21 protein-coding genes are annotated in these 24,182 nt (G+C 64.4%); 4 read left to right on the forward strand and 17 right to left on the reverse strand.

The genetic code is table 11. From position 1 onward, the window contains the following. Positions 1-47: 47 nt before the first annotated feature. From ruvB to ruvA, 5 genes are all read right to left on the reverse strand, one after another. A complete protein-coding gene (gene ruvB, locus MJ205_RS17460) occupies positions 48-1,115 on the reverse strand; it encodes a Holliday junction branch migration DNA helicase RuvB (RefSeq protein ID WP_239809620.1) in 1,068 nt (355 codons plus the stop codon). Between the two features lie 41 nt (positions 1,116-1,156). Continuing rightward, positions 1,157-2,926: a trypsin-like peptidase domain-containing protein gene (locus MJ205_RS17465; protein ID WP_239809621.1), complete on the reverse strand. Its 1,770-nt coding sequence runs from the start codon at positions 2,924-2,926 to the stop codon at positions 1,157-1,159. Positions 2,927-3,450: 524 nt separating this feature from the next. Further along, positions 3,451-4,881 (reverse strand): trypsin-like serine peptidase, encoded by a 1,431-nt coding sequence (locus tag MJ205_RS17470; protein ID WP_239809622.1) that lies wholly within the window; start codon positions 4,879-4,881, stop codon positions 3,451-3,453. Positions 4,882-5,339: 458 nt separating this feature from the next. Continuing rightward, positions 5,340-6,815 carry a trypsin-like serine peptidase gene (locus MJ205_RS17475; RefSeq protein ID WP_239809623.1) on the reverse strand — a complete coding sequence of 492 codons (1,476 nt, stop codon included), beginning with the start codon at positions 6,813-6,815 and terminating at the stop codon, positions 5,340-5,342. Positions 6,816-6,891: 76 nt separating this feature from the next. Then, positions 6,892-7,464 carry a Holliday junction branch migration protein RuvA gene (ruvA, locus tag MJ205_RS17480; RefSeq protein WP_239812782.1) on the reverse strand — a complete coding sequence of 191 codons (573 nt, stop codon included), beginning with the start codon at positions 7,462-7,464 and terminating at the stop codon, positions 6,892-6,894. 93 nt (positions 7,465-7,557) lie between these two features. On the opposite strand from ruvA, the gene MJ205_RS17485 reads away from it, so the two are divergent. From MJ205_RS17485 to MJ205_RS17495, 3 genes are all read left to right on the forward strand, one after another. Then, on the forward strand, positions 7,558-8,505 hold the full coding sequence (locus tag MJ205_RS17485) for a PhoH family protein (protein ID WP_239809624.1): 948 nt from the start codon (positions 7,558-7,560) through the stop codon (positions 8,503-8,505). 47 nt (positions 8,506-8,552) lie between these two features. After that, on the forward strand, positions 8,553-9,011 hold the full coding sequence (gene ybeY, locus MJ205_RS17490; RefSeq protein ID WP_239809625.1) for an rRNA maturation RNase YbeY: 459 nt from the start codon (positions 8,553-8,555) through the stop codon (positions 9,009-9,011). 181 nt (positions 9,012-9,192) lie between these two features. Continuing rightward, a complete protein-coding gene (locus MJ205_RS17495; RefSeq protein WP_239809626.1) occupies positions 9,193-9,945 on the forward strand; it encodes a sulfite exporter TauE/SafE family protein in 753 nt (250 codons plus the stop codon). A 66-nt stretch (positions 9,946-10,011) separates the two neighbouring features. On the opposite strand, the gene MJ205_RS17500 is transcribed toward MJ205_RS17495, so the two are convergent. The 4 genes from MJ205_RS17500 to MJ205_RS17515 all read right to left on the reverse strand — a co-directional run bounded on the left by MJ205_RS17500 (position 10,012) and on the right by MJ205_RS17515 (position 13,643). Further along, on the reverse strand, positions 10,012-10,914 hold the full coding sequence (locus tag MJ205_RS17500) for a LysR family transcriptional regulator (RefSeq protein WP_239809627.1): 903 nt from the start codon (positions 10,912-10,914) through the stop codon (positions 10,012-10,014). Between the two features lie 80 nt (positions 10,915-10,994). Further along, positions 10,995-12,158: an acyl-CoA dehydrogenase family protein gene (locus MJ205_RS17505; RefSeq protein WP_230780867.1), complete on the reverse strand. Its 1,164-nt coding sequence runs from the start codon at positions 12,156-12,158 to the stop codon at positions 10,995-10,997. Positions 12,159-12,224: 66 nt separating this feature from the next. After that, positions 12,225-12,608, reverse strand: coding sequence for a cupin domain-containing protein (locus tag MJ205_RS17510; RefSeq protein ID WP_239809628.1), 384 nt, complete (start codon positions 12,606-12,608; stop codon positions 12,225-12,227). A 54-nt stretch (positions 12,609-12,662) separates the two neighbouring features. Further along, positions 12,663-13,643, reverse strand: coding sequence for a Bug family tripartite tricarboxylate transporter substrate binding protein (locus tag MJ205_RS17515; protein ID WP_239809629.1), 981 nt, complete (start codon positions 13,641-13,643; stop codon positions 12,663-12,665). 385 nt (positions 13,644-14,028) lie between these two features. On the opposite strand from MJ205_RS17515, the gene MJ205_RS17520 reads away from it, so the two are divergent. Beyond that, positions 14,029-14,616: a dihydrofolate reductase family protein gene (locus tag MJ205_RS17520; protein WP_239809630.1), complete on the forward strand. Its 588-nt coding sequence runs from the start codon at positions 14,029-14,031 to the stop codon at positions 14,614-14,616. Here the strand turns inward: MJ205_RS17520 and MJ205_RS17525 are convergent. The 8 genes from MJ205_RS17525 to MJ205_RS17560 form a co-directional block, all read right to left on the reverse strand. Next, complete coding sequence (locus MJ205_RS17525) at positions 14,613-16,094, reverse strand: N-acyl-D-amino-acid deacylase family protein (RefSeq protein ID WP_239809631.1); 1,482 nt, start codon at positions 16,092-16,094, stop codon at positions 14,613-14,615. The two genes, MJ205_RS17520 and MJ205_RS17525, sit on opposite strands and share 4 nt — an antisense overlap. A gap of 33 nt (positions 16,095-16,127) precedes the next feature. Then, positions 16,128-17,072 (reverse strand): MurR/RpiR family transcriptional regulator, encoded by a 945-nt coding sequence (locus MJ205_RS17530; RefSeq protein ID WP_239809632.1) that lies wholly within the window; start codon positions 17,070-17,072, stop codon positions 16,128-16,130. Positions 17,073-17,251: 179 nt separating this feature from the next. Then, entirely contained in the window at positions 17,252-18,523 is a 1,272-nt protein-coding gene (locus tag MJ205_RS17535; RefSeq protein WP_239809633.1) for an amino acid deaminase, read from the reverse strand. Between the two features lie 11 nt (positions 18,524-18,534). Beyond that, complete coding sequence (locus tag MJ205_RS17540; protein WP_239812783.1) at positions 18,535-19,551, reverse strand: ABC transporter ATP-binding protein; 1,017 nt, start codon at positions 19,549-19,551, stop codon at positions 18,535-18,537. 2 nt (positions 19,552-19,553) lie between these two features. After that, positions 19,554-20,660 (reverse strand): ABC transporter ATP-binding protein, encoded by a 1,107-nt coding sequence (locus tag MJ205_RS17545; protein ID WP_446715033.1) that lies wholly within the window; start codon positions 20,658-20,660, stop codon positions 19,554-19,556. Continuing rightward, positions 20,657-21,550: an ABC transporter permease gene (locus MJ205_RS17550; protein ID WP_239809634.1), complete on the reverse strand. Its 894-nt coding sequence runs from the start codon at positions 21,548-21,550 to the stop codon at positions 20,657-20,659. The genes MJ205_RS17545 and MJ205_RS17550 overlap by 4 nt, the downstream gene beginning before the upstream one ends. Further along, the gene (locus MJ205_RS17555; RefSeq protein WP_133855104.1) at positions 21,550-22,500 is read right to left on the reverse strand and encodes an ABC transporter permease; all 951 of its coding nucleotides are present in this window, start codon (positions 22,498-22,500) and stop codon (positions 21,550-21,552) included. Before MJ205_RS17555 ends, MJ205_RS17550 begins: the two co-directional genes overlap by 1 nt. Before the next feature lie 25 nt (positions 22,501-22,525). Beyond that, positions 22,526-24,100, reverse strand: coding sequence for an ABC transporter substrate-binding protein (locus MJ205_RS17560; RefSeq protein WP_239809635.1), 1,575 nt, complete (start codon positions 24,098-24,100; stop codon positions 22,526-22,528). Between the last annotated feature and the right edge of the window lie 82 nt (positions 24,101-24,182).

Consider the following 24,182-nt stretch of genomic DNA (forward strand, 5'->3'; position numbering starts at 1 on the left):
GAGCCAGGCGCTCCCGCCCCGAAGCCCCAGCAATGGGGCTTCTTGCATTACACCAGTGCGGCCTGGCCTGGCCCACCGCCCACCAGGCCCAAGTGGCGGTACGCCGCCTGCGTCGCAATGCGGCCGCGGGGCGTGCGCTGCAAAAATCCCTGCTGGATCAGGTACGGCTCGATCACATCCTCGATCGTGCCCGGCTCCTCGCCAATGCTGGCGGCGATGTTGTCCAGCCCCACCGGCCCGCCGTCAAAGCGGTGCACCACCGCTTCAAGCAGCTTGCGGTCCATGATGTCAAAACCCAGCGGATCCACATCCAGCATGGCCAGTGCGCGGCTGGCCATCTCCTGGGTGATGCGGCCATTGCCCTTGACATCGGCGTAATCGCGCACCCGGCGCAGCAAGCGGTTGGCGATGCGTGGCGTGCCGCGTGAGCGGCGGGCAATCTCCAGGCCGCCCTCGTCATCGATTGGCGTGTTCAGCAGGCCGGCACTGCGCATCACAATCCTGGTCAGCTCTTCCGTGGTGTAGAACTCCAGCCGTGCGACGATACCAAAACGGTCGCGCAGCGGATTGGTCAGCATGCCTGCGCGCGTGGTCGCCCCCACCAGGGTAAAGGGCTGCAGGTCGAGCTTGATCGAACGCGCCGCCGGCCCTTCGCCGATCATGATGTCGATCTGGTAGTCCTCCAGTGCCGGGTAGAGGATTTCTTCGACCACCGGCGACAGACGGTGGATTTCGTCGATAAAGAGCACATCGTTGCGCTCCAGGTTGGTCAGCAGCGCGGCCAGGTCCTTGGGCTTTTCCAGCACCGGGCCACTGGTCTGGCGCAGGTTCACACCCAGCTCGGAGGCGATGATGTGCGACAAGGTCGTCTTGCCCAGTCCAGGCGGGCCGAACAGCAGCACATGGTCCAGCGCTTCGCTGCGCTTTTTCGCTGCCCCGATGAAGATTTCCAGCTGCTCACGTGCCTTGGCCTGCCCCACATACTCATCGAGCTGCTTGGGGCGCAAAGCGCGCTCGAGCACCTCCTCCTGCGAAGAGGACTGGCTTGCGGAAATCACGCGGTTGTCAGGACGGGGAGCGGGCGCGGCGGCGAAGGAATCGGTATGGATAGTCATGGGTCAATGCAGGCATGGCCAGGGCGGTGTGCAGGGGCTCCCTAGGGCGCATCCCACACATAATAAGCCAGTCCGTCATACAACAGCCCCGCATTGGCCAGCCAGGCATCGCGGGCCTGGATCCGCATGCTGTAGTGGTGCACGCCTGGCACATATTGGTAGGCCCGGTAGACAGGCACGACCCCGTCTCCCGGTTGCGCGGGCGACCACCAGGCAATGCCGTCGTAGTTCCAGCGGGGGTGGTAGGTCTGCACAAATTGCCGCTCGGCATCGCTGGTCGTGTAGAAATGGGCGCCCACCTCGGGATTGAAATAGCGGTGGACGGGCACCAGACGGTCATGCGCATGGCCCGCAGCATAGAAGGCGATGCCGTCGAAAACGACGTCATCGGAGAGCACCGCAATCACCCAGTCACGCTCCTGCACAGACACGGTATAGAACGCTCCGCCCGAGCGCAGCACCTGGAAGCGGTACACGGGCAGCTGCAGATCGCTGTTCACTGCCGCGCCGGCACCCAACCAGGCGGCAAAGCTCGCGAACGCCTGGTCCAGCCGGCCATACACCGCCCGCCCATCCTTGGCGGCGCACCAGATGTCACCGCCCGTCAGGGTCGCCGTCAGCCGGCCACCGACAAACAGGGTCGAGCCGCTCGAGCCCCCTTCGATACCACCCTGGCTCCAGCGCACATGGTAGAAGCCGCCATTGCTCAGCGTTTGGGCGCTGCAATCCAAGCGGCTGCTGGCATCGTTCACAGTGCAGGCAGTGTCATCCTCGGAGGTGCCGGCAGCTAACATCATCAGATCCCCGTGCGGGTGGTGCAGGCCCGCCACGGCAGTGCCTGCCGGCAGCGCGGTGGCGTCCCAGCCCGCAAACAGCGCACCGGCGGGCGGCGCCTCATTGAGCTGCAGCAAGGTCATATCATTGGCGCTGCTCGATGCCAGCCAGCGCGCTGCACTGAAGCGCTCGGTGTGGCCCGCAAACAGCTGGTTGCTGTTGCACGACTGCGAGTAATAAAACCAGGAGGTCTGCACGGTGGATGCGGCCGCCTGGTCTCCCACACAGTGGGCAGCCGTCAGCACATAAGGGGTCAGGTCCTGGCGGGGGTTGTTGACGAGGGTGCCGGTACACTGGAACGTGCGGCCCTGGTTCACATAGAAGATTCGGATGACGGCGTCACGCTGGTCGAGCAGCGCATCCTGGCAATTCACGTCCCCCTGGCAGGCATTGGGACGGCGCTTTTCCGTCGGCACGGCGGCATCGGACAGTTTCAGCAGCTCGCTGGCGCTGGGCGGCACGACGATCTGGGAGAGCTGGGGCATCGCCCATTGCAGGCTGCTGGTCGGCAACGCGGCCGGCAGCAGGATCTCCAGCACCGGCGCCGGCCCCACATCAGGGGTCCACCAGGTGCGCTTGCCAGTTTGTGCGTCCGCAACCAGCCGCTCCAGCAGCGCAGCGCCTGTCACTTCATAACTGACAGCGGCCTCGGGCGATGCATAAAGCCGGAATACAGCCATCGCTGGCAATGCGGAAAACTCCAGTCCCAGACGCAGGCCATAAGCATCAGCAGCCACCCATTGAAGGGCGGCCACTTTCTGCCCCGACGGCAAGGCTTTCCACTGCAGCAGATGCGTTACCTTGTCATCAGAATCCATCGCGTCCAGCGCACGCGCTACGCCTGTCTGGCGCACGCCACCCTCATCAGGCGCCAGCGCCTTGCTGCCTTGCCAGAGTGGCAACACAACGGGAACGACAGCAGGGGCCGAGAGGGCGGTGGCTTGCTTGGTCAGGGCAGTGCCTGGGCTGGCTGGCATTCTGCGCGCATCCACCTGCCAACTGGCCTGGGCCCAACCGCAGGCCCCCGCAATGACCAGGGCCGACACGAGCCGCAGCCCATTTCGAGAAAGCGCGGCCTCGCAACGGGACACAATGCGACAGGACATGATGGGCTCCTCGCTGTGCGACAAGCAAAGCTCCTGACCAACACAACGACTGATCAGAGAAAGCCAATCTAGAGCAAGCACTCACATCAAACAAGTCTATCGACTAGTACAAAAACAAAACATTTGTTAAATTTGACTTATGAACCGCAATTTGCAAAAGCCTTGCAGTCGGCCGCTCCAGCTGGGCCTGTCCGGGCACTGACCTGTCAGGGGGGGCCCACCCCCACAGAGATGCCTCCCGCCAAGAATCCACGACCGTCCATCAAGCATGGGGAGTTCACCGCATCGGAGCGATGGATCAGAAAAAACCTGCCCTATCACAGGCAGGTTTTGCTGATGAGCGGCGCCGCCAACAAGCATCCGCAGCGACTGGAAGGGCTTCTGTCATCCAGGCTTCACAGCGCGTTTTCAGGCGCCAGCCAACGCGATGCACCTTCGGCAAAGAACAGGTCCAGGCGTCCATAGAAATTGAAGCCAATCAGCGCGGTGCAGCTATGGGAGCCGCCCCACAGCGTACCCACCACGCGGTCACCGAGGAACAGCGCTGAGCCGCTGCTTCCACCCTCTGCGGCACCCTCAGTCATGCGCACCCTGTAATAACCGCCGTTCGCATCGCCCACCTGGCACTGGAAGGTGGTTTCGCTATCACTCTCACATGCGGCGTAGTTATCCACCATACCGACGTGGTACTTCAGCAAGCCGCCTCTAGGATGGTGCAGGCTGTGGATGGGCGCGTCGATGGGAAGGAAATTTTCATCCCAGCCCGCAAAAGTCACACCGGCAGGCGGTCTCTCATTGAGTCTGAGCAATGTCGAATCGGTCTTGTCGGTGGCAAGCAGCAAGGTAGCGCCTCCGTGCCGGGTGGCATGGGGACGTGCCACCCCGGAATCGCAACTGGTGGAGCGGTAGAACCAGCGGGTCTGCAACGACGAGGCCGCCGATTGCTCTGAAATGCAATGGTTGGCCGTCAGAAAGAAAGGAACGAAATTATTCCTGGTGTTGTTCAGCAAGGTACCGGTACACAGGTAGGACAAACCGTCCGGTCGGGTATACAGCATACGGGCCACCGCGTTGCGCAGGACCGGATGCTCAGTGCTGCAAGTGGCATCCAGTTGGCAGCTCTCGGCCTGGGCGGTCCCCGGCTGGGGCATGTCTGCCCATTCCGCATCGGTCGGGAGCGACAGGTTCTGGTAGATGTGCGAGACCAGCGGAACCGACATGCGCAAGGCTTCCGGGGCCGTGCCCACTGGCAGCACCACTTCTACCGTCGCATCACCTGCACCCACCTCTGGCGTCCACCAGGTATTGGCAGCAGCGCCCGTCTCACCGGCCTGCTTGTTGAGCGCCAGCAGCGCATTGATCTCGGCACCATCGTGCTCGATGATGGTATCGGGATGCTCCTGGCTGTAGACGCGCAGCAGCGCCCCATCCGGCAGGCTCTCAACCAGAACACCAGCACGCAGGCCATAGGCGCCCGGCGACTGGATGTTGATGGCCGCCACCAGCTTGCCGCCGGGCAAGGCAGCCCAGTCCAGCGCTGAACTGGTTTGCGCCACCGAGCTGGTAGCGGCCACTGGACGCGCGGCACCAATTTGCAACGCCGGTCCGGCGGCCTGCGTGCCCGCCAGCATCTCTTCCTCATCCAACGCAGGCAGCACCACAAAGCGTGTTCGCACTGCGGCGCCCAAGGGCACTGGAGCGGCTTGCGCTGATTCATCAGCCGCTTCAGGGGCCACGATCGAATCCACGCCAGACCCCATAGGCTGCGCCACCGCCAGGCCTGTCAGGCAAAACAGGCCACACATTGCATATTTCGAGTATTTCATGGTGAATCCACTCCATATCAACTGCTATTAAAAACGCCTGCAAACCGCCGAATTGCTGTTTGCCTCTTTATTTTCAAAGGCAAATTTAAAAACCAATAGCGCCCTCCGTAATTTAAACAACGGCAGGTAACCACCAAAGAAGCAAGCGTTCACTCTTGCCAAGAGCAAATAGCGACCCACAAAAAGAAACTCTTCCACCGACCCTATTTTTCCATTATCCCCATTGAATACCAAGCAAAATCACGCCCAGCTTTCAGAGAGCGCTCTTCCATTAGCCACAGTCAAAAATCTCCATTAACCAGTAAAGCACTCAGAATGAAGAACACCCCAATTCCGAGGTGCTGTTAATCAGAAAAATCTACGCAAGAAATTGCCAATAAAAAAACCTGCCGTTTCACGGGCAGGTTTTTAGCGGTCAGGGACTCGCGGCGAGAGCGCCGCGGTCCGGTGGGAAGCGATCAGCTCGCCAGCCAGTTCCAGATGCGGTCGCTGAATACCTTGTCAAAACGACCGTAGTAGTCGGATGCATTGGGCGCCAGGCAGCTGGCGCCGCCACCGTACAGGTTACCGACGACGCGGCCATTGCGGAACAGCGAAGAGCCGCTGCTGCCGCCTTCGGTGGTACCTTGGCTCCAGCGCACGCTGTAGAAGCCGCTGTTCGCATCACCGGTACTGCAGGTGATGGCATTGCCACTGCCTGCAACACAGTTCATGTAGCCCACGACAGAACCCACGCTGTACTTGAGCAGGTTGCCACCGGGGTGGTGCAGACCGTAGACGGCATCGCCCACCTGGCCGGCAGTGCGGGCGTCCCAGCCTGCCAAGGTCACACCCACAGGAGGCATCTCATTGAGCTTGAGCAGCGCTGAGTCGGTCGTGCTGGTTGCATAGAGCAAAGTCGCACCTGCACTGCGCAGGGCTGCATTGGCGCCGGGCACGCCGGAGTTGCAGCTGCTGGAGCGGTAGAACCAGCTGGTCTGCATCGACGATGCCGAGGACTGGGTCGAGATGCAGTGGTTGCCGGTCAGGAAGTACGGCGCAAAGTCACCCTTGGTGTTGTTCAGCAAGGTACCGGTGCACAGATAGGACTTGCCATCAGAGCGGGTGAACACCATGCGCGCCACGGAATTGCGCTCGGTCTGGTAGCTGTTGGTGCAAGAAGCATCGAGGTTGCAGCTGGCCGAGGTATCGGCCTTGGCGGTTTCTGCCAGTTCGGCCTCGGTCGGCAACGACAGGTTCTGGTAGATGTGCGAGACCACGGGGATCGAGATGCGCAGCGCATCGGCGCCGGTACCGGCTGGCAGCACCACTTCGACAGTGGTGTCACCGGCGCCAACATCAGGCGTCCACCAGGTATTGGCGGCCGCACCCGTCTCGCCCGCCTTGCGGTTTTGCGCCAGCAGCGCGTTCACTTCAGCGCCGCTGCGCTCAATGATCGCATGGGGGTGTTCCTGGCTGTAGACGCGCAGCAGCGCTGCATCGGGCAGGCTGTCCACCAGCACGCCGGCGCGCAGGCCGTAGGCACCCGTCGACTGGATGTTGATGGCCGCGACTTGCTGGCCATTGGCCAGCGAGCTCCATTGCAGTGCCGACTGGGTCTGGGCCACCGTGCTGGTAGCCGCCACCGCGCGCTGCGTGCCAATCTGCTGGGCGGGGCCGTCGTCGCTGGCCACGGTCTTTTCCGCCTCCAGCTCGGGCAGCACCACAAAGCGGGTCTGTACCGCAGCACCCAAGGATGCAGGCGCCGCCGCCGCCGATTTGATGGCCGATGCCGGCAGCACGACCGAGTCCAGCACATAGGCCTTGGGCTGGGTCACGCCACCGTTGTCGTCATCGTCGGAACCAGAGCCGCCGCCGCAGCCCGCCAAAGCCAGGGCCGCAGCCACGGCCGTGGTCCACAACAGACCGGGCACTGCATACTTGGAATATTTCATGGAATCGTCCACTCCGTGTTGATTGGTATTGATAGTCACACTCGACCGCGCTGCTGCCCGGTCGCCTCTGCGCGAGTCATTTTGCCAGCGCTTTCAAAGCCTGCTTGATACCGTCCGTTACGCTGATGTCGGCAGGTAACAACTTCAGAGCGGCAGCCGCATCCTTGTCGCTGTAACCCAGCGCGACCAGTGCTTGCAAAATGTCGGCCTGTGCATCGTTGACCGCCGCCGTACGGGCCCCCATGTCCGCGCCCAGTTTGCCTTTGAGCTCCAGCAGCAGGCGCTCGGCGGTCTTCTTGCCGATGCCGGGCACCTTCACCAGCCGCCCCGCCTCCTGCAGCGACACGGCCTGCGCCAGATCGGTCACGCCCATGCCACTGAGGATGGACAGCGCCGTGCGCGGGCCCACGCCGGTGATCTTGATCAGTTCGCGGAAAGTCTGGCGCTCCTCGGCCGTGCCAAACCCGTACAGCAGCTGCGCATCCTCGCGCACGATAAACTGCGTCAGCAGCGTGATGGTTTCGCCAACGGACGGCAGGTTGTAGAAGGTGCTCATCGGCACCTGCACCTCATAGCCCACACCATGGCAATCCACCAGTACCTCGGGTGGCATCTTTTCCACCAGTGTTCCGCTCAATCGGCCTATCATTTGTATCTTTCCTTGTAGCTTGTCTGCGGCCACCCCGATGTGCGTCGCGTGCCCGCCTGCAAGCATACTGAATTTTTCAACGGAATTTGCCGCGTGATCCTGCGCCATACCTTTACGCCCCACAACAACAACCGCATTGCCAATCTCTGCGGCCCTGCCGATGCGCATCTGCGCCAGATCGAGAACCATCTGGGCGTCAAGATTGCCCATCGCCATGAGCAGTTCAAGATCGACGGCCCCAAGGCTGTGGCCAACGAGACGCTGGAGCTGCTGGAGGCGCTGTACGAGATGGCCGATACCCCCATCAGCGAAGACCAGATCCAGCTGATGATGGCAGGTGACAGCGAACTGATGGCCGCGCCCGAAGACGCGATCGTGCTGAATACGCGCCGCGCCGATCTGCGCGCCCGCACGCCCAACCAGGCCGGCTACCTGGAGAACATCGCCGCGCACGACATCACCTTCGGCATTGGCCCGGCCGGCACCGGCAAGACCTACCTGGCGGTGGCCTGCGCCGTCGATGCGCTCGAGCGCAGCCAGGTGCAGCGCATTGTGCTGACCCGCCCTGCGGTCGAAGCCGGTGAGCGCCTGGGTTTTCTGCCCGGTGATCTGTCGCAGAAGGTCGATCCCTATCTGCGCCCGCTGTACGACGCGCTCTACGACCTGATGGGCTACGACAAGGTGCAAAAGGCCTTTGAGCGCAACGCCATCGAGATCGCGCCGCTGGCCTTCATGCGCGGCCGCACGCTCAACAACGCCTTTGTCATTCTGGATGAGGCGCAGAACACCACGCCCGAGCAGATGAAGATGTTCCTCACCCGCATCGGCTTTGGCGCCAAGGCCGTAGTGACCGGCGATGTGAGCCAGATCGACCTGCCCAAGGGCCAACTGAGCGGCCTGATCGACGCCGAACGCGTGCTCAAGCGGGTCAAGGGCATTGCCGTCAACCGCTTTACCAGCGCCGATGTGGTGCGCCATCCGCTGGTAGCGCGCATCGTGGACGCCTACGACAAGCAGCGCCGCCCGACCCGCGGCGACTGAGCCCCGCCCGCACGCCCCACCTGTGCCACCCACCGATCCACAACCACATGGCATTGAACCAACTCACCCTGTCGCTGCAATTTGCCCGCTTTGACGGCGTTGCCGAACACCGCGCCGCCCTGCCCCGGGGCCAGGTCACGCGCTGGATTCGCCATGCGCTGGCCGATGATGCCGAGATCACCGTGCGCATTGTCGATACCGAAGAAGGCCAGGCGCTGAACCGCGAGTACCGCCAAAAGGACTACGCCACCAATGTGCTGACCTTTGACTACCAGCAGGAGCCCACCGTGCTGGCCGACCTGGTGCTGTGCGCGCCCGTGGTGGCGCGCGAGGCCAAGGAGCAGAACAAGTCACTGCAGGAGCACTATGCCCACCTGCTGGTGCATGGCACCTTGCACGCCCAGGGCTGGGACCATGAAACCAGCGAGCAGGATGCCGAAGAGATGGAAGCCTACGAGACGGCCATCATGCAAGAGCTGGGCTTTGCGGATCCCTACCAGAAGTAAGCAGCGCAGCGCTGCATCCAAAGATGAACATCGCGCATTGGGCGCTTCTGCCTCAACGCAATACTGACTTTTGAGCGACTAATCAAACGGTATTTCGGCGCCATTCCTACCTAGAATCCTCCTCACAAAGGCCATGCAGGCAGCGCACGCCGCTGCTGCAGCGCCCATAACAGGAGGAGACATGCTCGACACCCCCATCTTGCTCGCAGCCGCCTTTGTGGCCGGCGCGCTCAATGCCGTCGCCGGCGGCGGCAGCTTTTTGACCCTGCCTGCGCTGGTCTTTACCGGCGTGCCCCCCGTGGTGGCCAATGCCACCGGCACCGTCGCACTGCTGCCCGGCTACGCGGCAGGGGCCTGGGGCTTCAAGGACGATATGCAGGCGCCGCCGGGCTTGTCGATGCGCGCCGTCATCGCCCTGGCGCTGCTGGGCGGCGCTGCAGGCGCTGCCTTGCTGCTGGTCACGCCTGAGGCGGCCTTCCGCAAGATCGTGCCCTGGCTGCTGCTGGCGGCCACCGCCATGTTTGCCTTTGGCCCGCAGCTGCGCCAATGGGCCATGGGTGCGCAGCATGGTGCCACGCCATCGCGCAGCAAGGCCGCGCTGGGCATGCTGGCGGTTTCTGTCTATGGCGGCTACTTCAATGGCGGCCTGGGCATCCTGCTGCTCGCGCTGCTGGGCTTGCTGGGCCAGACCAACCTGCATGCGATGAATGGCACCAAGAACCTCGTCTCTGCGCTGCTGACCGCCATTGCCGTGGCCATCTATGCTGCTGGCGGCGTTGTGCAGTGGCAGCCCGCGTTGCTGATGATGGTGGCCGCCACCTTGGGCGGTTATCTGGGCGCCCGGGTGGCACGCAAGATTGCGCCGCAGTGGCTGCGCGCCGGCATTGTGATTACTGGCTTGGTCATGGCGGTGCTGTTCTTCTTGAAAGCCTAGCTGGCCGCGCCTAGCCGGGGGCGCCCAGCCGGGGGCGCCTAGCCACCCGCGCCTAGCCGGCCGCGCTCAAGCAGGGGTGCCGAGCCTAGGCGTCTTGATCACATCGATCAGCGCATCCAGCGCCGCCGAGCGGCTTTGCGGGTGCCAGACAAAGGCACCCGCCGTCAGCGCCGTCTGCCCATGGTTGCTGTGCAGCGGCACATAGCGCACACCGGCCATGCCCGCCCGCTGCATGCAGGAGGGCACCAGCGCCACGCCCTGGCCGATGGCGACCAGCGAAATAACGGCCAGCCACTGCCGCACCGCATGGCTGGTGCGCGGGTGGATGCCGGCGTTGTGCAGGCAGGCGATCACATTGTCGTAATTGGCCGGGCTGACATCGCGCACAAACATCACAAAGCGCTCATGGGCGAGGCTGCGCAGGTCCAGGCTGGCCTGCTGGGCCTGGGGATGGTTCTCTGGCAGGCAGCAAACGAGGGTATCCGGCGCCAGCGGCCACAGCTCCAGCCCTGGCGCAGGCGTGATGATGTTGACAAAGCCGCCCTGCAACTGGCCGCGCAGAATGGCCGCCTGCTGCTCAGTGGTAGACATCTCATGCAAGGTGATGTCGATATCGGGCCGCTGCTGGGCAAAGGCCTGCATCACATGGGGCAGGTCGCGGTAGATCATCGAGCCGGTCACGCCAATGTCCAGCTGGCCCTGGCGCCCCTGGGCCACATTGCGCGCCACATCGGCAGCGCGCTGGATCTGGCTGAGCACCTGGCGCGCCTCGATCAAAAAAGCGGCGCCGGCATCGGTCAGCCGCACCTGCTTGGCATCGCGCTCCAGCAGCCGCACGCCCAAATCTTCTTCCAGCGATTTGATGGCCACCGACAGCGGCGGCTGGGTGATGGCCAGGCGCTGGGCGGCCCGGCCAAAATGCAGCTCCTCAGCCAGCACCACAAAATAACGCAGCAAATGGGTCTTCATCTGCGTATCATGCCCCAGCCAGTGCGGGCTGGCCGCACGCCGCACGGGATGGCCCGGCACTGCGCTGCCCATGGCGCCGCCTAGTAGGACTTGGGCAGGCCCAGCACCTTCTCTGCGATAAAGCACAGAATCAGCTGCGGGCTCACCGGCGCCAGGCGCGGAATCCAGCTCTCACGCATCAGCCGCTCGACATGGAACTCCTTGGCGTAGCCCATGCCGCCATGGGTGAAGATCGCGCTCTCGCAAGCCTTGAAGCCCGCTTCCGCCCCCAGGAACTTGGCCGCATTGGCCTCGGCTGCGCAAGGCTGGTGGCGGTCATACAGCCAGGCTGCCTTCATCGCCAGCAAGAACGCGGCTTCCAGCTCCATCCAGCGCTCGGCCAGCGGGTGCTGGATGCCCTGGTTCTGGCCAATCGGGCGGTTGAACACCTCGCGCTCACGGGCGTACTGCGTGGCGCGGCCCAGCGCGGCGCGGCCCAGGCCAATCGCTTCGCAGGCAATCAGAATGCGCTCGGGGTTCATGCCATGCAGGATGTATTCAAAACCCCGGTTCTCCTCGCCAATGCGGTCCTCTACCGGGATGCGCAGCCCATCGATGAACAGCTGGTTGGTGTCCACGCATTTGCGGCCCATCTTGGCGATCTCATGCACCTCGATCTTGCTGCGGTCAAAGTCGGTATAGAACAGCGACAGGCCTTCGGTGCCCTTGCATTCCTCCACCGGCTTGGTGCGCGCCAGCAGCAAGATCTTGCTGGCCTGCTGCGCGGTGGAGATGAAGACCTTCTGCCCATGCACCACATAGTGGTCGCCATCGCGCACCGCGCGGGTCTTGAGCTTGAGCGTGTTCAGCCCCGTATTGGGCTCGGTCACGCCAAAGCAGGCCTTGTCCTTGCCGGCAATCAGCGGCGGCAGCATGCGCGCCTTTTGCTCCTCCGTGCCATAGACCACCACTGGGTGCAGGCCGAAGATGTTCATATGCACCGCAGATGCGCCCGACAGACCCGCGCCGGTGGCCGAGATCGTATGCATCATCAATGCCGCCTCGGTGATACCCAGGCCGGCGCCGCCATAGGCCTCGGGCATCGCAATGCCCAGCCAGCCGGCATCGGCCAGCGCACGGTAAAAGTCTTCCGGAAAAGCGCCATCGTTGTCACGGGCATGCCAGTAGTCGGCATCAAACGGCGCACAGACTTTCTCGATGGCATCGATGATCTGTTGCTGCTCTTCGGTCAGGGCGAAATCCATGGTGTTGCGGTCCTCAATATCCAATCAGTGGCGCCGTGCCTTGCACGGCGCCGGTCACAGTGCAGCTCAGGCCGGCCGGCGCACCCGCTCGGGGTTCTCGCCATAGGGCGGGCTGTAGATCACCAGCAGCTTGGCCGGTGTGTCGCTGGTGGTCTGGAAGATGTGCATCTTGTCGGCCGGGAAAAAACAGGTATCGCCCGGCACCATCTCAAAGCTCTCGCCCTCCACCTCGACATGGGCCGTGCCCTCCAGCAGGTAGCAGGCCTGCTCCATGCCGGGGTGGGCATGGGGCAGCGCGCCGCCGCCCTTGGCAATCTCGCCCAGCACCACTTCCATATGCTGGGCGCCCACATTGGCCTGGCTCACCAGGCGGCGGTTGATGGTTCCGGTATGGTTGGCCGGGCTATAGGCCTCCACCTCGGAGGCACGGATCAGGTAGCGCGAAGTCATTGTGTGGCGTTCATCGTGTGGGGATGGGAATGTCTGCTAGGGCGTGGCGCAGCATCACTGCGCCGGGATATCAGCCTGTTTGACCAGGCGACCCCAGTACGCCAGTTGCTCGCTCACATACTGGGCAAACTCCTGCGGGGTCTTCGTGGGCCAGACTTCAAAGCCAATCTGTTCGAGCTGTTTTTGCACGGCCTCATCGGCCAGCACCGCCTGCAAGGCGCCATTGATCTTGTTGACCACCTCAGGGGGCGTGCCGGCTGGCGCAAAAATGCCGTTCCAGGAGGTGATGTCAAAGCCGGGCAAGGTCTTGCCGATCGGCGGCACATGGGGGAGGATCTTGCTGCCCTTGGCGGCCGTGACGGCCAGGGTGCGCACCCGGTCGGTCTTGAGCATGCTCCAGCCCGAGCCCAGGTCCACCACATACATCTGCACCTGGTTGCCCATCAGGTCGGTCAGCGCCTGCGGGCTGGACTTGTAAGGCACGCCAACGATATCGGTCTTGGACAGAAAACGCAGCGTCTCCGACGCCACCAAGGAGGTGCTGTTGGGCGTCGCGTACGACAGCTTGCCCGGGTTGGCCTTGGCATAGTCGATCAGCGTCTGCACCGAATCGGCCGGCACCGACGGGTGCACCGCCAGCGCAAACGGCAGCTCCCCCACACGGGCAATTGGGGTGAAATCCTTGATCGGGTCGTACTTCAGGCTTTTGACCAGCCAGGGGTTGGCCGAGTGCGAGGTGTTGGTGGTCATGAACAAGGTGTAGCCATCGGGCTTGGCCTTCGCCACCAGGCCTGCCGCAATCTGCGCATTGGCGCCTGCGCGGTTGTCCACAATCACCGGCTGCTGCAGGCGCTCACCCAGCTTCTGGCCCACGGCCCGGGCCACCGCATCGGTGCCGCTGCCAGCGGCAAAGGGCACGATCATCGTGATCGGTGCATTGGGGTAGCTGCCCTGCGCCGCGCTGGCATAGGCAGCAGTTGTTACGGTGGCTATCGCGGTCAGGGCCAGCGTGGCCCACCATTGGCGTGGTTGCATGTCTTTGTCTCCTTTTTTTAGTCGAGCCTCCAGGGATCCTCTGCAAAACCCTCGCCAAGCGGGATGGACGCGGATCGGGATGAGACGCAAGGCGTCTTTTGCAGTCAATAGCGAGCTATTGACAAGGAAGACAACACAGCGGATCGCCCGAGCCCGCGTTCAGACCACGGCAGGGAGTTTTGCAGAGGATCCCAATGGGCTAGCTTGCATGGTGCAGCTCTCAACGATTCGCGTCCAATGTTTTATATGGATGGTTTGATATTCAAATCGAATTCTTAAACGCAGCGAATGAACACTGTGAAAAAAACAGGTATTTGACCCGCCAGACCTCTACCCGCTGCTTAGAATTCGAGGCTTAGCCCATGAATTTCACCAGGACAACCCCATGCAATGCAGCAGCTTTATCGCCACCAGCCTCGACGGTTTTATCGCCAAAACCGATGGCAGCCTGGACTGGCTGAATGCCGCCAATGCCACTGTGCCGGAGGGGGAAGACTGCGGTTATGCGCAGTACATGGCCGGTGTGGATGTGATCCTGATGGGGCGCAAAACTTTTGAGACGGTGCTGGGCTTTGGCGCCTGGCCGTATGACAAGCCGGTCTATGTGGTGTCCCGCCAGTGGAGCGCCCTGCCCGCTGGCGCGCCTGCTACTGCACAGCTGTGGAAGGGCAGTCTGCCGGCACTCCGCACCCATCTGGCCGCCAGCGGCGTGCGCGCGGCCTATGTGGATGGTGGGCAGCTGATCCAGTCCTTTATCAACGCGCAGCTGCTCGACGAAATCACCATCACCCGCATTCCCGTGCTGCTGGGCAGCGGCCTGCCGCTGTTCGGGCCCTTGGCGGAGGGTACCAATTCGGTGACCGCCCAGCATCTGCAGACGCGCAGCTATGACTTTGGCTTTGTGCAGAGTGACTACCGGCTGCTTTATGCGGCAGCGGGGCAGCCACAGGACGAGACCCAGGCTGGCGCCTAAGCCGCCACCGCCCGCCGCACAAAACGCCCAGCGCGCGCCGGCAAAGCACCCGCCTCTTCGGTGTAGCTCAGCACGCCATTGACCCAGACGGCTTCCACGCCCACGCTGCGCTGCTTGGGGTTTTCAAAGGTGGCCTGGTCCTGGATGCGGGCGGGGTCGAACACGACCACATCGGCGGCCTTGCCGGCGGCCAGCAGGCCCCGGTCGGCCATGCGAAAGCGCTGGGCCGACATGCCTGTCATCTTGTGCACCGCCTGGGCGAGGCTCAGCACGCCCTTGTCGCGCCAGTACATGGCCAGCACGCGCGGGAAGGCGCCCCACAGCCGGGGGTGTGGGCGCTCGTCGTTGGGCAGGCCGTCGGAGCCGATCATGGCCAGCGGGTGGCGGATGACGCGTTCCACATCGTCCTCGCGCATCTGGAAGTAGCAGGCATTGCCAGGCTTGAGGCGCACGCAGGCGTCGTACTCGCTGATGCCCCAGTCCTTGGCGATATCGCGCAGGTAGCGGCCGCCCACCTCAGGGTGGGGTTCGCTGCGGGTGATCAGGATATCGATCACGCCATCGACCAGGTCCTCGCGCAGCACGGTGGAGCCGGCGGTGTAGGGATAGACGTCCATCGACAGCTCTTGCTGCTGCGCCAGTTTGTCGACCAGCGGCAAGGTCTGCAGCGTGCGGCCCCAGTTGGCCGAGCCCGCGCATTTGTGGTGCGACAGCACCAGCGGCAGGCCCGACTGCTGGGCCGTGCCAGCGGCCTCCAGCATGGCCTCCAGAATGCCTTCGAGCTCGTCGCGGATATGGGTGGCATAGACGCCGCCATGCCGGGCGGCCACGGTGGCTACTGCTACCAGCTCCTGCATGTCCGCCGCATAGGCCTCGCGGTAGAAGATGCCGCTGGACAGGCCCAGCGCGCCGGCCTGCATGGCCTCGTGCATGTCCTGCGCCATGGCCTCGCGCTCGGCGGCATTGGCCGGGCGGCTCAGATCGGCCATGTGCTTGATGCGCAGCGAGGTGTGGCCCAACAGCGCCGCAATATTGACGGAGGGTTGCGCCGCATCCACGGCCGCTGCGTAATCCTGCATGCTGCCAAAGCGGAACTGCTGGTCGCCCAGCAGTGACAGCGGTGCTGGCGGGTGCGCCGTCACCACCGGGGCCAGCGAGATGCCGCAGTTGCCGGCGATCACCGTGGTCACCCCTTGCGAGAGCTTGGGCAGCATGGCCGGGCTGTTCAGCGCCGCCGCGTCGTCATGGGTGTGTACATCGATAAAGCCCGGTGCGATCACCTTGGCGGTGCAGTCGATCTGCAGCGGGTCCTGCGCCTTCCAGCCGGCCAGCGCTGCCTGCTGGGCGGCGTCGGCCACACCATCGCGGGCAAACACGCCAATGATGCGCCCACCCTGCAGCCACACATCCCCGACAAACTCCGACAGGCCGGTGCCATCCACCACCGTGCCATTGCTCAACCACACTCTGCGTTCCATTGTTGTATCTCCAGGCACTGCTGCCGGCTGCCATCAGCCAGCGGTGGGGCCTTGTTGTTTGGTGGGGGCGGGTGCATCCCCTTTGCGCTGCTGCGCGGGCTGCTGAAAGCCCATGTATTCATAGCTGTCAAAGCCATGGGTCTCCAGCAGCCGCTTGTACTGCTGCATGCCCGTGACCACGCGCGGCCCCAGAATCTGCGCCAGGCGCACCATCATGATTTCGATCACCACCAGGTGGGCCAGGTAGGCCTCGGTGCCCACGCGCATCACCGCGTCCTGCGGCACATTCACCGCCAGCACATGGTCTGCCATCTCGGCCAGCGGCGTGTCCGGCTGGGTCAGGGCCACCACGGTGGCGCCCTGCTGCTTGGCAAACTGCGCCGCCTCCAAGGTGTAGGGCATGCGCCCCACATGCGATATCACAAAGGCCACGCCGTTCTTGCCCAAGGTCGAGGCCGACACCAGCTGCTGGTGCGCATCGAAGATGGCGTTGGACGTGAGGCCCAGGCGGAACAAGCGGCTTTGCAGCTCCTGCGCCATGAAGGACGAAGCCGCCCCGACCGAGTAGCAATCGATGCGCGAGGCCTTGGCCATCTTGCCGGCCACCTCGTCGATCAGCGCCGCATCCAGGCGTTGGCCCAGGTTGGCAATCGCACCCGCTGCCGCATGCACGATCTTGCTGACCACCTCGGCGGTGGAGTCGTCCTGCTGCACGCTGCGGTGCAAGTGCGATCCCGACACCGCCAAGGTCTGCGCCAGCGCCACCATGAACTCGCGCACCGATGCATAGCCAAAGCGGCGGCACATGCGCACGATCGTCGGCATGGACACATTCGCCTGCAGCGCCAGCTGCTCGACGGTGGCCAGCACGGCGGCGCCCGGGTCGCGCAGGATCACATCGATGACCTGGCGCTGGGCCAGCGGCAGCGCGGCCTGCTGCTGTTGCAGCAACTGCAGGCTCAAAACCGAGCGATTCATCACCATGCTCCCCATTGATAGCCTAGCCACTGGTTGGAGCAGAGACGATGCGCGGGCAGCCGAGCAAGGGCCGCAGCCGGCCGCGCCGCCCCGCAGCGAGGGCTGCGTCCCTCTTCCCATGCGTAGCATGAGAGAAGGGGGAAGGCGCAAAGCGCCTCAGGGGGTTGTGCTCTAAGCATTCAGAACCTTGTCTCGATCGCATCGACCAGGTTCCAGGCATCGTCCACCACCGGAATCCAGCCCCACTTGTCAAAGGTGGTGCAAGGGTGGGAGATGCCCAGCGCAATGCGGTCGCCCACCGCCGGCGCGCCCTGCGCCGGGTCAAAGCGCAGGTAGGCATGCTGGTCGTTCAGGGCCGAGATCGTCCAGCCCGCAGGCGCGGGCTGGGCCGTTTGGCTGCCGCGCGGCGCATGGCGCTGCACCGATGGCATTTCCAGGTCGTAGGAGATATCGCGGCGGCCGCAGGTCAGCAAGGCCAGGCCTGGCTCCGGCACGGACTGCACCATGGCCCAGACCTCCAGCGCGGCCTGCAGCGATGCATCCACGCCTTCGCGCTGCTCGACCAGCTTGAGCAAGCGGCGGTAGTTGCCATGGTCATGGGTGATGTAGCAGCCCGAGCGCAGCACGCCGGTAAAGGCACGCGACAGGCCCGCGCCCTGCAGCAACGGCACCACCAGGTCAAAAATGGCCGATCCGCCAGCGCTCAGGATCGGCGCCTCCTCAGGCAGCAGGCCCTGGGCATCGCAGGCCTTGGCAATCTCCACCACGCGGCGCACCAGCTCGGCGACGGCGGGGATGTCATGGGCGCTGTCGCACTGGGTCAGGCCCCCTTCATAGCATTCGATGCCGCCCAGCTGGGCACTGCTGCTGGCATGGATGGCCTGGGCCAGCGCCAGCGCGTCTTCCTGGCTGCGCACACCGGTGCGCTGGCCGGGAATGCCCACCTCGATCAGCACATCGAAGCGGCGTGCGCTGTTGCGCGCGCGGCTCCAGTCCTCGATGCAGCGCAGCTGGCTGATCGAATCGACCAGGAACCAGACGCGCAGATCCGCGTGCTGGCTCAGCAACGCGTCCAGCCCATCCAGATCGGCAGGCGCCACCACCTGGTTGGCAATGATGGCGCGGCGCGCACCGGCTTCCACGCCGACGGCCAGCTGGAAGATGGTCGCAAAGGTCAGCCCCCAGGCGCCACCTTGGAGCTGCAGGTCAAACAGCTGGGGCGACATGGTGGTCTTGCCATGCGGCGCAAACTGGATCTGGCGGCGCGCCGCATAGTCCTGCATCCAGTGGGCGTTGTGGGCCAGGGCCGACTGGCGGATGACGGCCAGCGGATAAGGCAGGTCATCGCGCAGCACATTCCAGCCGCGTGCAGCCAATGCAGAGGCCTGGGTGGGAGCAGCAGCCAGCGGGTAGCTCTTGCTGCGCGCGTCAATCAAAAAATCGGGTTGCATGGTTCACTCTCTCAATCTTGGACTTTCCAGCAGGCCTGCAGATGGCCTTCGGCCACGGGGCGCAGCTGCATATCAGCCTGGGCGCAGCGCGCCTCGGCCTGCGGGCAACGGGTACGAAAGACGCAACCACTCGGTGGGTTCTTGGGGCTGGGCAGGTCACCCGACAGCAGCGGGATGCTGCGCCGCTGGGCCGGGTCCGGAATCGGTGCGGCTGCCAGCAAGGCCTGGGTATAGGGGTGGCGCGGCCGGGCATACAAGGCCTCGGTCGGTGCCACCTCCACCACACGGCCCAGATACAGGACCACCACGCGATCGCAGAGGTATTCCACCACATCCAAATCGTGCGAGATGAAGAGCAGCGTCAATCCAAGGCGATCTTTGAGGTCGCCCAGCAAATTGACCACCTGCGCCTGGATAGACACATCCAGCGCGGACAGCGGCTCATCGGCCACGATAAAGCGCGGCTGCACTGCCAGTGCCCGGGCAATGCCAATGCGCTGGCGCTGGCCGCCGGAGAACTCATGCGGAAAGCGCTCGGCATGTTCGGGACGCAAACCCACCTGGTCCAGCAGCTCGGCAATGCGCTGCTGGCGCGCCGCACCGGGCGCCAGCCCGTGGGTGGACAGCGCCTCGCCCAGCACATCGCGGATGCGCATGCGCGGGTTCAGGCTGGCATAGGGGTCCTGGAAGATGATCTGGATATCGGAACGCAGTGGCCGCATCGCGCTGGGGCCCAGGTGCGCCAGGTCCACGGTCTCGCCGCCCTGCTTGCGAAAATGCAGCTGGCCATCGGTCGGCTCGATCAGCCGCGTCAGCAGCCGGCCGATGGTGCTTTTGCCGGAGCCCGACTCGCCGACCAGGCCCAGGGTCTCGCCGGGGTAGATGTCAAAGGAAACATCCTGCACCGCGCGCACCGGGTGGGCGCCGCTGCCAAACTGCTTGCTCAAATGCTGGATGCGCACCAGCGGCTCGGCCGCTGAGGTGGCTGCCGTGGCCAGCGCGGCCGGGCGGTCCAGGGTGTCGGTCATGCTCATGCGGCTTCTCCTGCGCGAATGCAGCGCACCTGGCGCTCGCTGGGCTGGGCGTCGTTGCCGGTGCGCCATGTCTCCAGGCCGGGCATGGCCTGCTCGCAGGCGTTCAGGCGCTTGCTGCAGCGCGGCGCAAAGGCGCAACCGGGCGGCGGGCTCAAGGGGCTGGAGACCTGGCCGGGGATGGCATCCAGGCGGCGCCGCCCCACAAAGGCCGGCTTGCCACCGGCGCGCAGCGCGGCGGCCTCAGCCAGCTCGCGCTGGCGCGCCATGCCGGGCAGGCAGCCCAGCAGGCCCTGGGTATAGGGGTGCTGGGGTGCGGCGAACAGCGCATGCACGCTGGCGGTCTCGACAATGCGGCCGGCATACATCACCGCAATCGCATCGGCGTACTGCGCCACCACGCCCAGGTTATGGGTCACAAACAGAATGCTCATGCCCGTCTCTTTTTGCAGCCGGCCCATCAAGGCCAGGATCTGCGCCTGGATGGTCACATCCAGCGCGGTGGTGGGCTCGTCGGCAATCAGCAGGCTCGGGTCGCAGGCCATGGCCAGCGCAATCATTACCCGCTGGCGCATGCCGCCAGACAGCTGGTGCGGGTACTCATGCACGCGCTGGGCCGCAGCCGGTATCTCCACCAGCTCCAGCATGCGCTGGGCATGGGCCAAGGCCGCCGCCTTGCCCAGGCCCTTGTGCAGGCGCACCGATTCGGCAATCTGCTCGCCCACGGTCAGCACCGGGTTCAGGCTGGTCATGGGCTCCTGGAACACCATGGCCAGCTCATTGCCGCGCAGCGCACGCAGGGACTTGGCATCCAGCGACAGCAGATCCACCGTGCGGCCATCGCGCTGCACAAACCGGGCCTGGCCTTGCACCTGGGCTTGCGAAGTCTTGGCATGCAGGCCCATCAGCGACAGGCTGGTGACCGACTTGCCCGAACCCGACTCGCCCACAAGGGCCAGGGTCTGGCCCGGCAGAATCTGAAAGCTCACATCGGAGACGCTCTGGATACGCCCGCCTTCGGTGGCGAACGAGGTCGACAGCGAGCGCACATCCAGGCGGGGCGCGGCCAGGCTGGTGGCCGCTGCAGGGGTGGCGGTGTTCATCATGATTTGTTCTTCAGCTTGGGGTCGAGCAGATCGCGCACACCGTCGCCCAGCAGCTGCAGCGACAGCGCCGTCAGCACAATGGCCACGCCGGGGGTCAGAATGGTCCAGAACGCCTTGTCGGCATATTCCAGGCTGCCGGCAATCATCGTGCCCCAGGTGGGGATGTCAGGCGGCACGCCCACGCCCAGAAAGGACAGGCCCGCCTCGGCCAGGATGGCATAGGCAAAGATGAAGGTGACCTGCACCAGCACCGGCGACAGCAGGTTGGGGAGGATATGGCGCCACAGAATCAGCGGCGTGCGCACGCCCAGCGCCTTGGCGGCATCGACAAACAGCAGCTCGCGCAGCACCAGCGTGGAGGCACGCACCACGCGGGCCACGCGCGGCGTGTAGACGATGGTCAGCGCCAGAATCACATTCCACAGCGAGGCACCCAGGATCGACACCAGCGCAATGCCCAGCAGGATGTCGGGGAAGGCCATCATCGCGTCGACCAGGCGCATCAGCGGTGCATCGAGGCGGCGGAAGTAGCCGGCCAGCATGCCCAGCAAGGTGCCTAGCACCACGGCGCCCAGCGCGGTGAAGAGGCCAATCATCAGCGAGTAGCGCGCGCCGTAGATGATGCGCGCCATCACATCGCGGCCCAGCTCATCGTTGCCAGCCCAGTGCGCCCACGAAGGCGCATGCAGGCGCATGCTGATGTTCATGTCATTGGGGTCGGAGTCGGTCAGCAGTGGATAGAGCAACGCGGTGGCGGCAATCAGCAGCAGCACCACGGCACTCGCCAGCACCACCTTGCGCGCAAACAGCCGGCGCAAGGTCTTGAACCAGGGGGACTGGGCCCAGCCGCCGCGCGCGGGCAGCGGCAATGCCGTTGGGGAGGCGTTCATCATTGGCCCTCCAGACGAATGCGGGGATCCACCACCGTGTAGAGCAGGTCGATCGCGAGGTTGATGAAAACGTAGATGGCGGCAATGACGAGCAAGGTGCCCTGGATGACCGGATAGTCGCGCCGCAGCACGGCCCGCACCACCAGGTTGCCCACGCCGGGCAGGTTGAACACGGTCTCGGTCACCACCGTGCCGCCAATCATCAAGGCCAGGGTCAGGCCCAGCACGGTCACGACCGGCACCAGCGCATTGCGCAGCACATGCTTGACCAGCACCACCGACTCGCCCAGGCCCTTGGCCCGCGCGGTGCGCACATAGTCCTCGCCCAGAATGTCGAGCACCGAGGCGCGGGTGAAGCGGATGATCAGCGCCGAGTTGAGCACGCCCAGCACCAGCGCGGGCAGCAGCAGATGCTGCAGGCGGTCGCCAAAGCTGGCGTCCGGATCGCCATAGCCCGAGGCCGGGAACCAGCCCAGGTGCACGGCAAACACCTGGATCAGGATCAGGCCGAACCAGAAGCTGGGGATGCTCGCGCCCAGCATCGCAATGCTGCTGAGCACCTGGTCGATCCAGCTGCCACGCCACACGGCTGCGGCCATACCACAGGGCACACCGATCAACGCGGCAATCGACACGGCGAACAGCGCCAGAAACATCGTGGGCTCGGCGCGCTCGAGCAGTGCCTGCGTGACCGGCATCTGCAGGAACAACGACTGGCCCAGGTTGCCTTGCAGCACCTGGCCAATCCAGAGCACAAACTGGGTGGTGAGGGGCTTGTCCAGCCCGTACTGCACGCGCGCGGCAGCAATATCGGCGGCGGTGGCCTGGTCACCCAGCAGCAGCGCCACCGGATCGCCCGACGCCAGACGCGTGAGCAGGAACACCAGCACGGCCACCAGGGCGAGCACTACCACAGCGCCGCCCAGGCGCTTGACTAAAAAATGCAGCATGGCTGAACTCGAGAGTCGCTGGGGCTTACTGGCTCAGCGAGGTGTTCCAGAAGAAAGGCCAGGGCATGGGCTGGTAGCCCTGCAGCTTGGATGAACGTGCCGACAGCGCGTTGAACTTGCCCACTTCGACAAAGGGCACCTCGTCATAGACCAGCGCCTGCACCTTGCCCCAGAGCGGGCCGCGCTTGGCCACATCGGGCTCGCCATTGAAAGCGGCAAGCGCGGCCTTCTTGGTCTCCGTCTCCCACCAGCCCGGCGCGCCGCTGCCCATCTGGGGGGGCGACAGCATCGGCTCAGGGAACAGGCCCGAGTGGGTCATGTAGACATCCCAGAGCTTGGCATCGTTGCGGCGCTGCACCAGGGTGGCCCAGTCCACCACCTGCAGCTCGGTCTTGAAGCCGGCGCGCTTCAAGTGCTCGGCCATCACCAGCGCCATGTTGTAGTGGAACTCATACTGGCGGCTGGCCATGATGCGGATCGGCTCGGACTTGTAGCCGGCCTTGGCGGCCTGGTCCTTTGCCAGCTGCGGGTTCTTCTGGTTGTACTGCTTGGCACCGGCATCCGAGTAGTACGGCGTGCCCTTGGCAAAGAAGTTGGGCTCGGCGGCGAAGAAGCGCTTGTCGCCAAAACCGGCCTGCAGCATCTCGGCCGGGCCCATTGCGGTCTGCACCGCCTGGCGCAGCTCCTTCTTGGCCAGCACCCCTTCCTTGGTGTTGAAGACGATATAGGGGAAGCCAAAGTTCTGCGTGACGATCGGCACCACGTTGGGCGCAGCCTTTTCCAGGCGGCCTACCGATTCGACCTGCAGCAGATCGGCGTACTGGAACTGGCCCGAGAGCACACCCTCGACCCGCGTCGTCGCATTGGGCACCGGCACAAAGCGCAGCTCATCGAGCTGGGCCTCGCGCTTGCCGGCATAGCCGCTGGCAGGCTCGCTGCGTGCGGCGTACTGGTCAAAACGCGCCAGCACGGTGAACTGGTCGGGCTTGCGCTCCTTGAGTTGGTAGGGGCCCGTGCCGATGAAATCCTTGAGAACCGGTGCCACCGCTTCCTTGGGCATGATGCCGGCCATGCCGCTGGGCATCGCCAGGTGGGCCAGCAGCGGTGCATACACCGCCTTGAGCTTGATCTCCACCGTCTGCGGGTTCTTGGCGGTCATGTTGGCAATCTCCTGGCCCACGGCCTTGCCGCGTGCCGACACGTCCATCCAGCGCTGCAGCGAGGCGACCACGTCATCGGCCACCATCTCCTTGCCGTTGTGGAACTTGACGCCCTTGCGCAACGTGATGGTGTAGGTCAGGCCATCGGCAGAAATCACGGGCATGGCCTGGGCCAGCATGGGCTGGAGGTTCCACTGCGCATCAAAGGTGAAGAGCGGCTCGTAGACATGCTGCATGATGGTGCCCACCAGGTCGGTGGAGCTGACCATCGGATCCAGACTCTGGGGCTCGCCAATCATCGCCAGGTTGGCGGCACCGCCCTTGTGGGCTGCCTGGGCCCAGGCGCTGCCCGCTGGCAGGCCTGCGCAGCCGGCAGCCAACAGGGCTGCGGCAAGCAGTTGGCGACGGGACGTGCGGACACGCGAGGCAAGGGCGTTCATGGGGCAGGCTTTCATCGAAGGGGTGAAGAAATTTTTTTACACCACAACCGCTAAAAACCGCCTTCAAATCGATTTATTGACA

The organism is Comamonas sp. B21-038 (genome assembly GCF_022387135.1).
In the GTDB taxonomy this organism is placed as follows: Bacteria; Pseudomonadota; Gammaproteobacteria; order Burkholderiales; family Burkholderiaceae_C; genus Comamonas; species Comamonas sediminis.

Bases quoted from the DNA above. Each gene is read 5' to 3' on its own strand.
- MJ205_RS17560 (WP_239809635.1), bottom strand. From the start codon at position 24,100: ATGAACGCCCTTGCCTCGCGTGTCCGCACGTCCCGTCGCCAACTGCTT.
- MJ205_RS17555 (WP_133855104.1), bottom strand. From the start codon at position 22,500: ATGCTGCATTTTTTAGTCAAGCGCCTGGGCGGCGCTGTGGTAGTGCTC.
- MJ205_RS17545 (WP_446715033.1), bottom strand. From the start codon at position 20,660: ATGATGAACACCGCCACCCCTGCAGCGGCCACCAGCCTGGCCGCGCCC.
- MJ205_RS17520 (WP_239809630.1), top strand. From the start codon at position 14,029: ATGCAATGCAGCAGCTTTATCGCCACCAGCCTCGACGGTTTTATCGCC.
- MJ205_RS17500 (WP_239809627.1), bottom strand. From the start codon at position 10,914: ATGAAGACCCATTTGCTGCGTTATTTTGTGGTGCTGGCTGAGGAGCTG.
- MJ205_RS17465 (WP_239809621.1), bottom strand. From the start codon at position 2,926: ATGCCAGCCAGCCCAGGCACTGCCCTGACCAAGCAAGCCACCGCCCTC.
- ruvB (WP_239809620.1), bottom strand. From the start codon at position 1,115: ATGACTATCCATACCGATTCCTTCGCCGCCGCGCCCGCTCCCCGTCCT.
- MJ205_RS17530 (WP_239809632.1), bottom strand. From the start codon at position 17,072: ATGAATCGCTCGGTTTTGAGCCTGCAGTTGCTGCAACAGCAGCAGGCC.
- MJ205_RS17470 (WP_239809622.1), bottom strand. From the start codon at position 4,881: ATGAAATACTCGAAATATGCAATGTGTGGCCTGTTTTGCCTGACAGGC.
- ruvA (WP_239812782.1), bottom strand. From the start codon at position 7,464: ATGATAGGCCGATTGAGCGGAACACTGGTGGAAAAGATGCCACCCGAG.
- MJ205_RS17525 (WP_239809631.1), bottom strand. From the start codon at position 16,094: ATGGAACGCAGAGTGTGGTTGAGCAATGGCACGGTGGTGGATGGCACC.
- MJ205_RS17540 (WP_239812783.1), bottom strand. From the start codon at position 19,551: ATGACCGACACCCTGGACCGCCCGGCCGCGCTGGCCACGGCAGCCACC.
- MJ205_RS17515 (WP_239809629.1), bottom strand. From the start codon at position 13,643: ATGCAACCACGCCAATGGTGGGCCACGCTGGCCCTGACCGCGATAGCC.
- MJ205_RS17505 (WP_230780867.1), bottom strand. From the start codon at position 12,158: ATGGATTTCGCCCTGACCGAAGAGCAGCAACAGATCATCGATGCCATC.
- MJ205_RS17495 (WP_239809626.1), top strand. From the start codon at position 9,193: ATGCTCGACACCCCCATCTTGCTCGCAGCCGCCTTTGTGGCCGGCGCG.
- MJ205_RS17550 (WP_239809634.1), bottom strand. From the start codon at position 21,550: ATGAACGCCTCCCCAACGGCATTGCCGCTGCCCGCGCGCGGCGGCTGG.
- MJ205_RS17510 (WP_239809628.1), bottom strand. From the start codon at position 12,608: ATGACTTCGCGCTACCTGATCCGTGCCTCCGAGGTGGAGGCCTATAGC.
- MJ205_RS17535 (WP_239809633.1), bottom strand. From the start codon at position 18,523: ATGCAACCCGATTTTTTGATTGACGCGCGCAGCAAGAGCTACCCGCTG.
- ybeY (WP_239809625.1), top strand. From the start codon at position 8,553: ATGGCATTGAACCAACTCACCCTGTCGCTGCAATTTGCCCGCTTTGAC.
- MJ205_RS17475 (WP_239809623.1), bottom strand. From the start codon at position 6,815: ATGAAATATTCCAAGTATGCAGTGCCCGGTCTGTTGTGGACCACGGCC.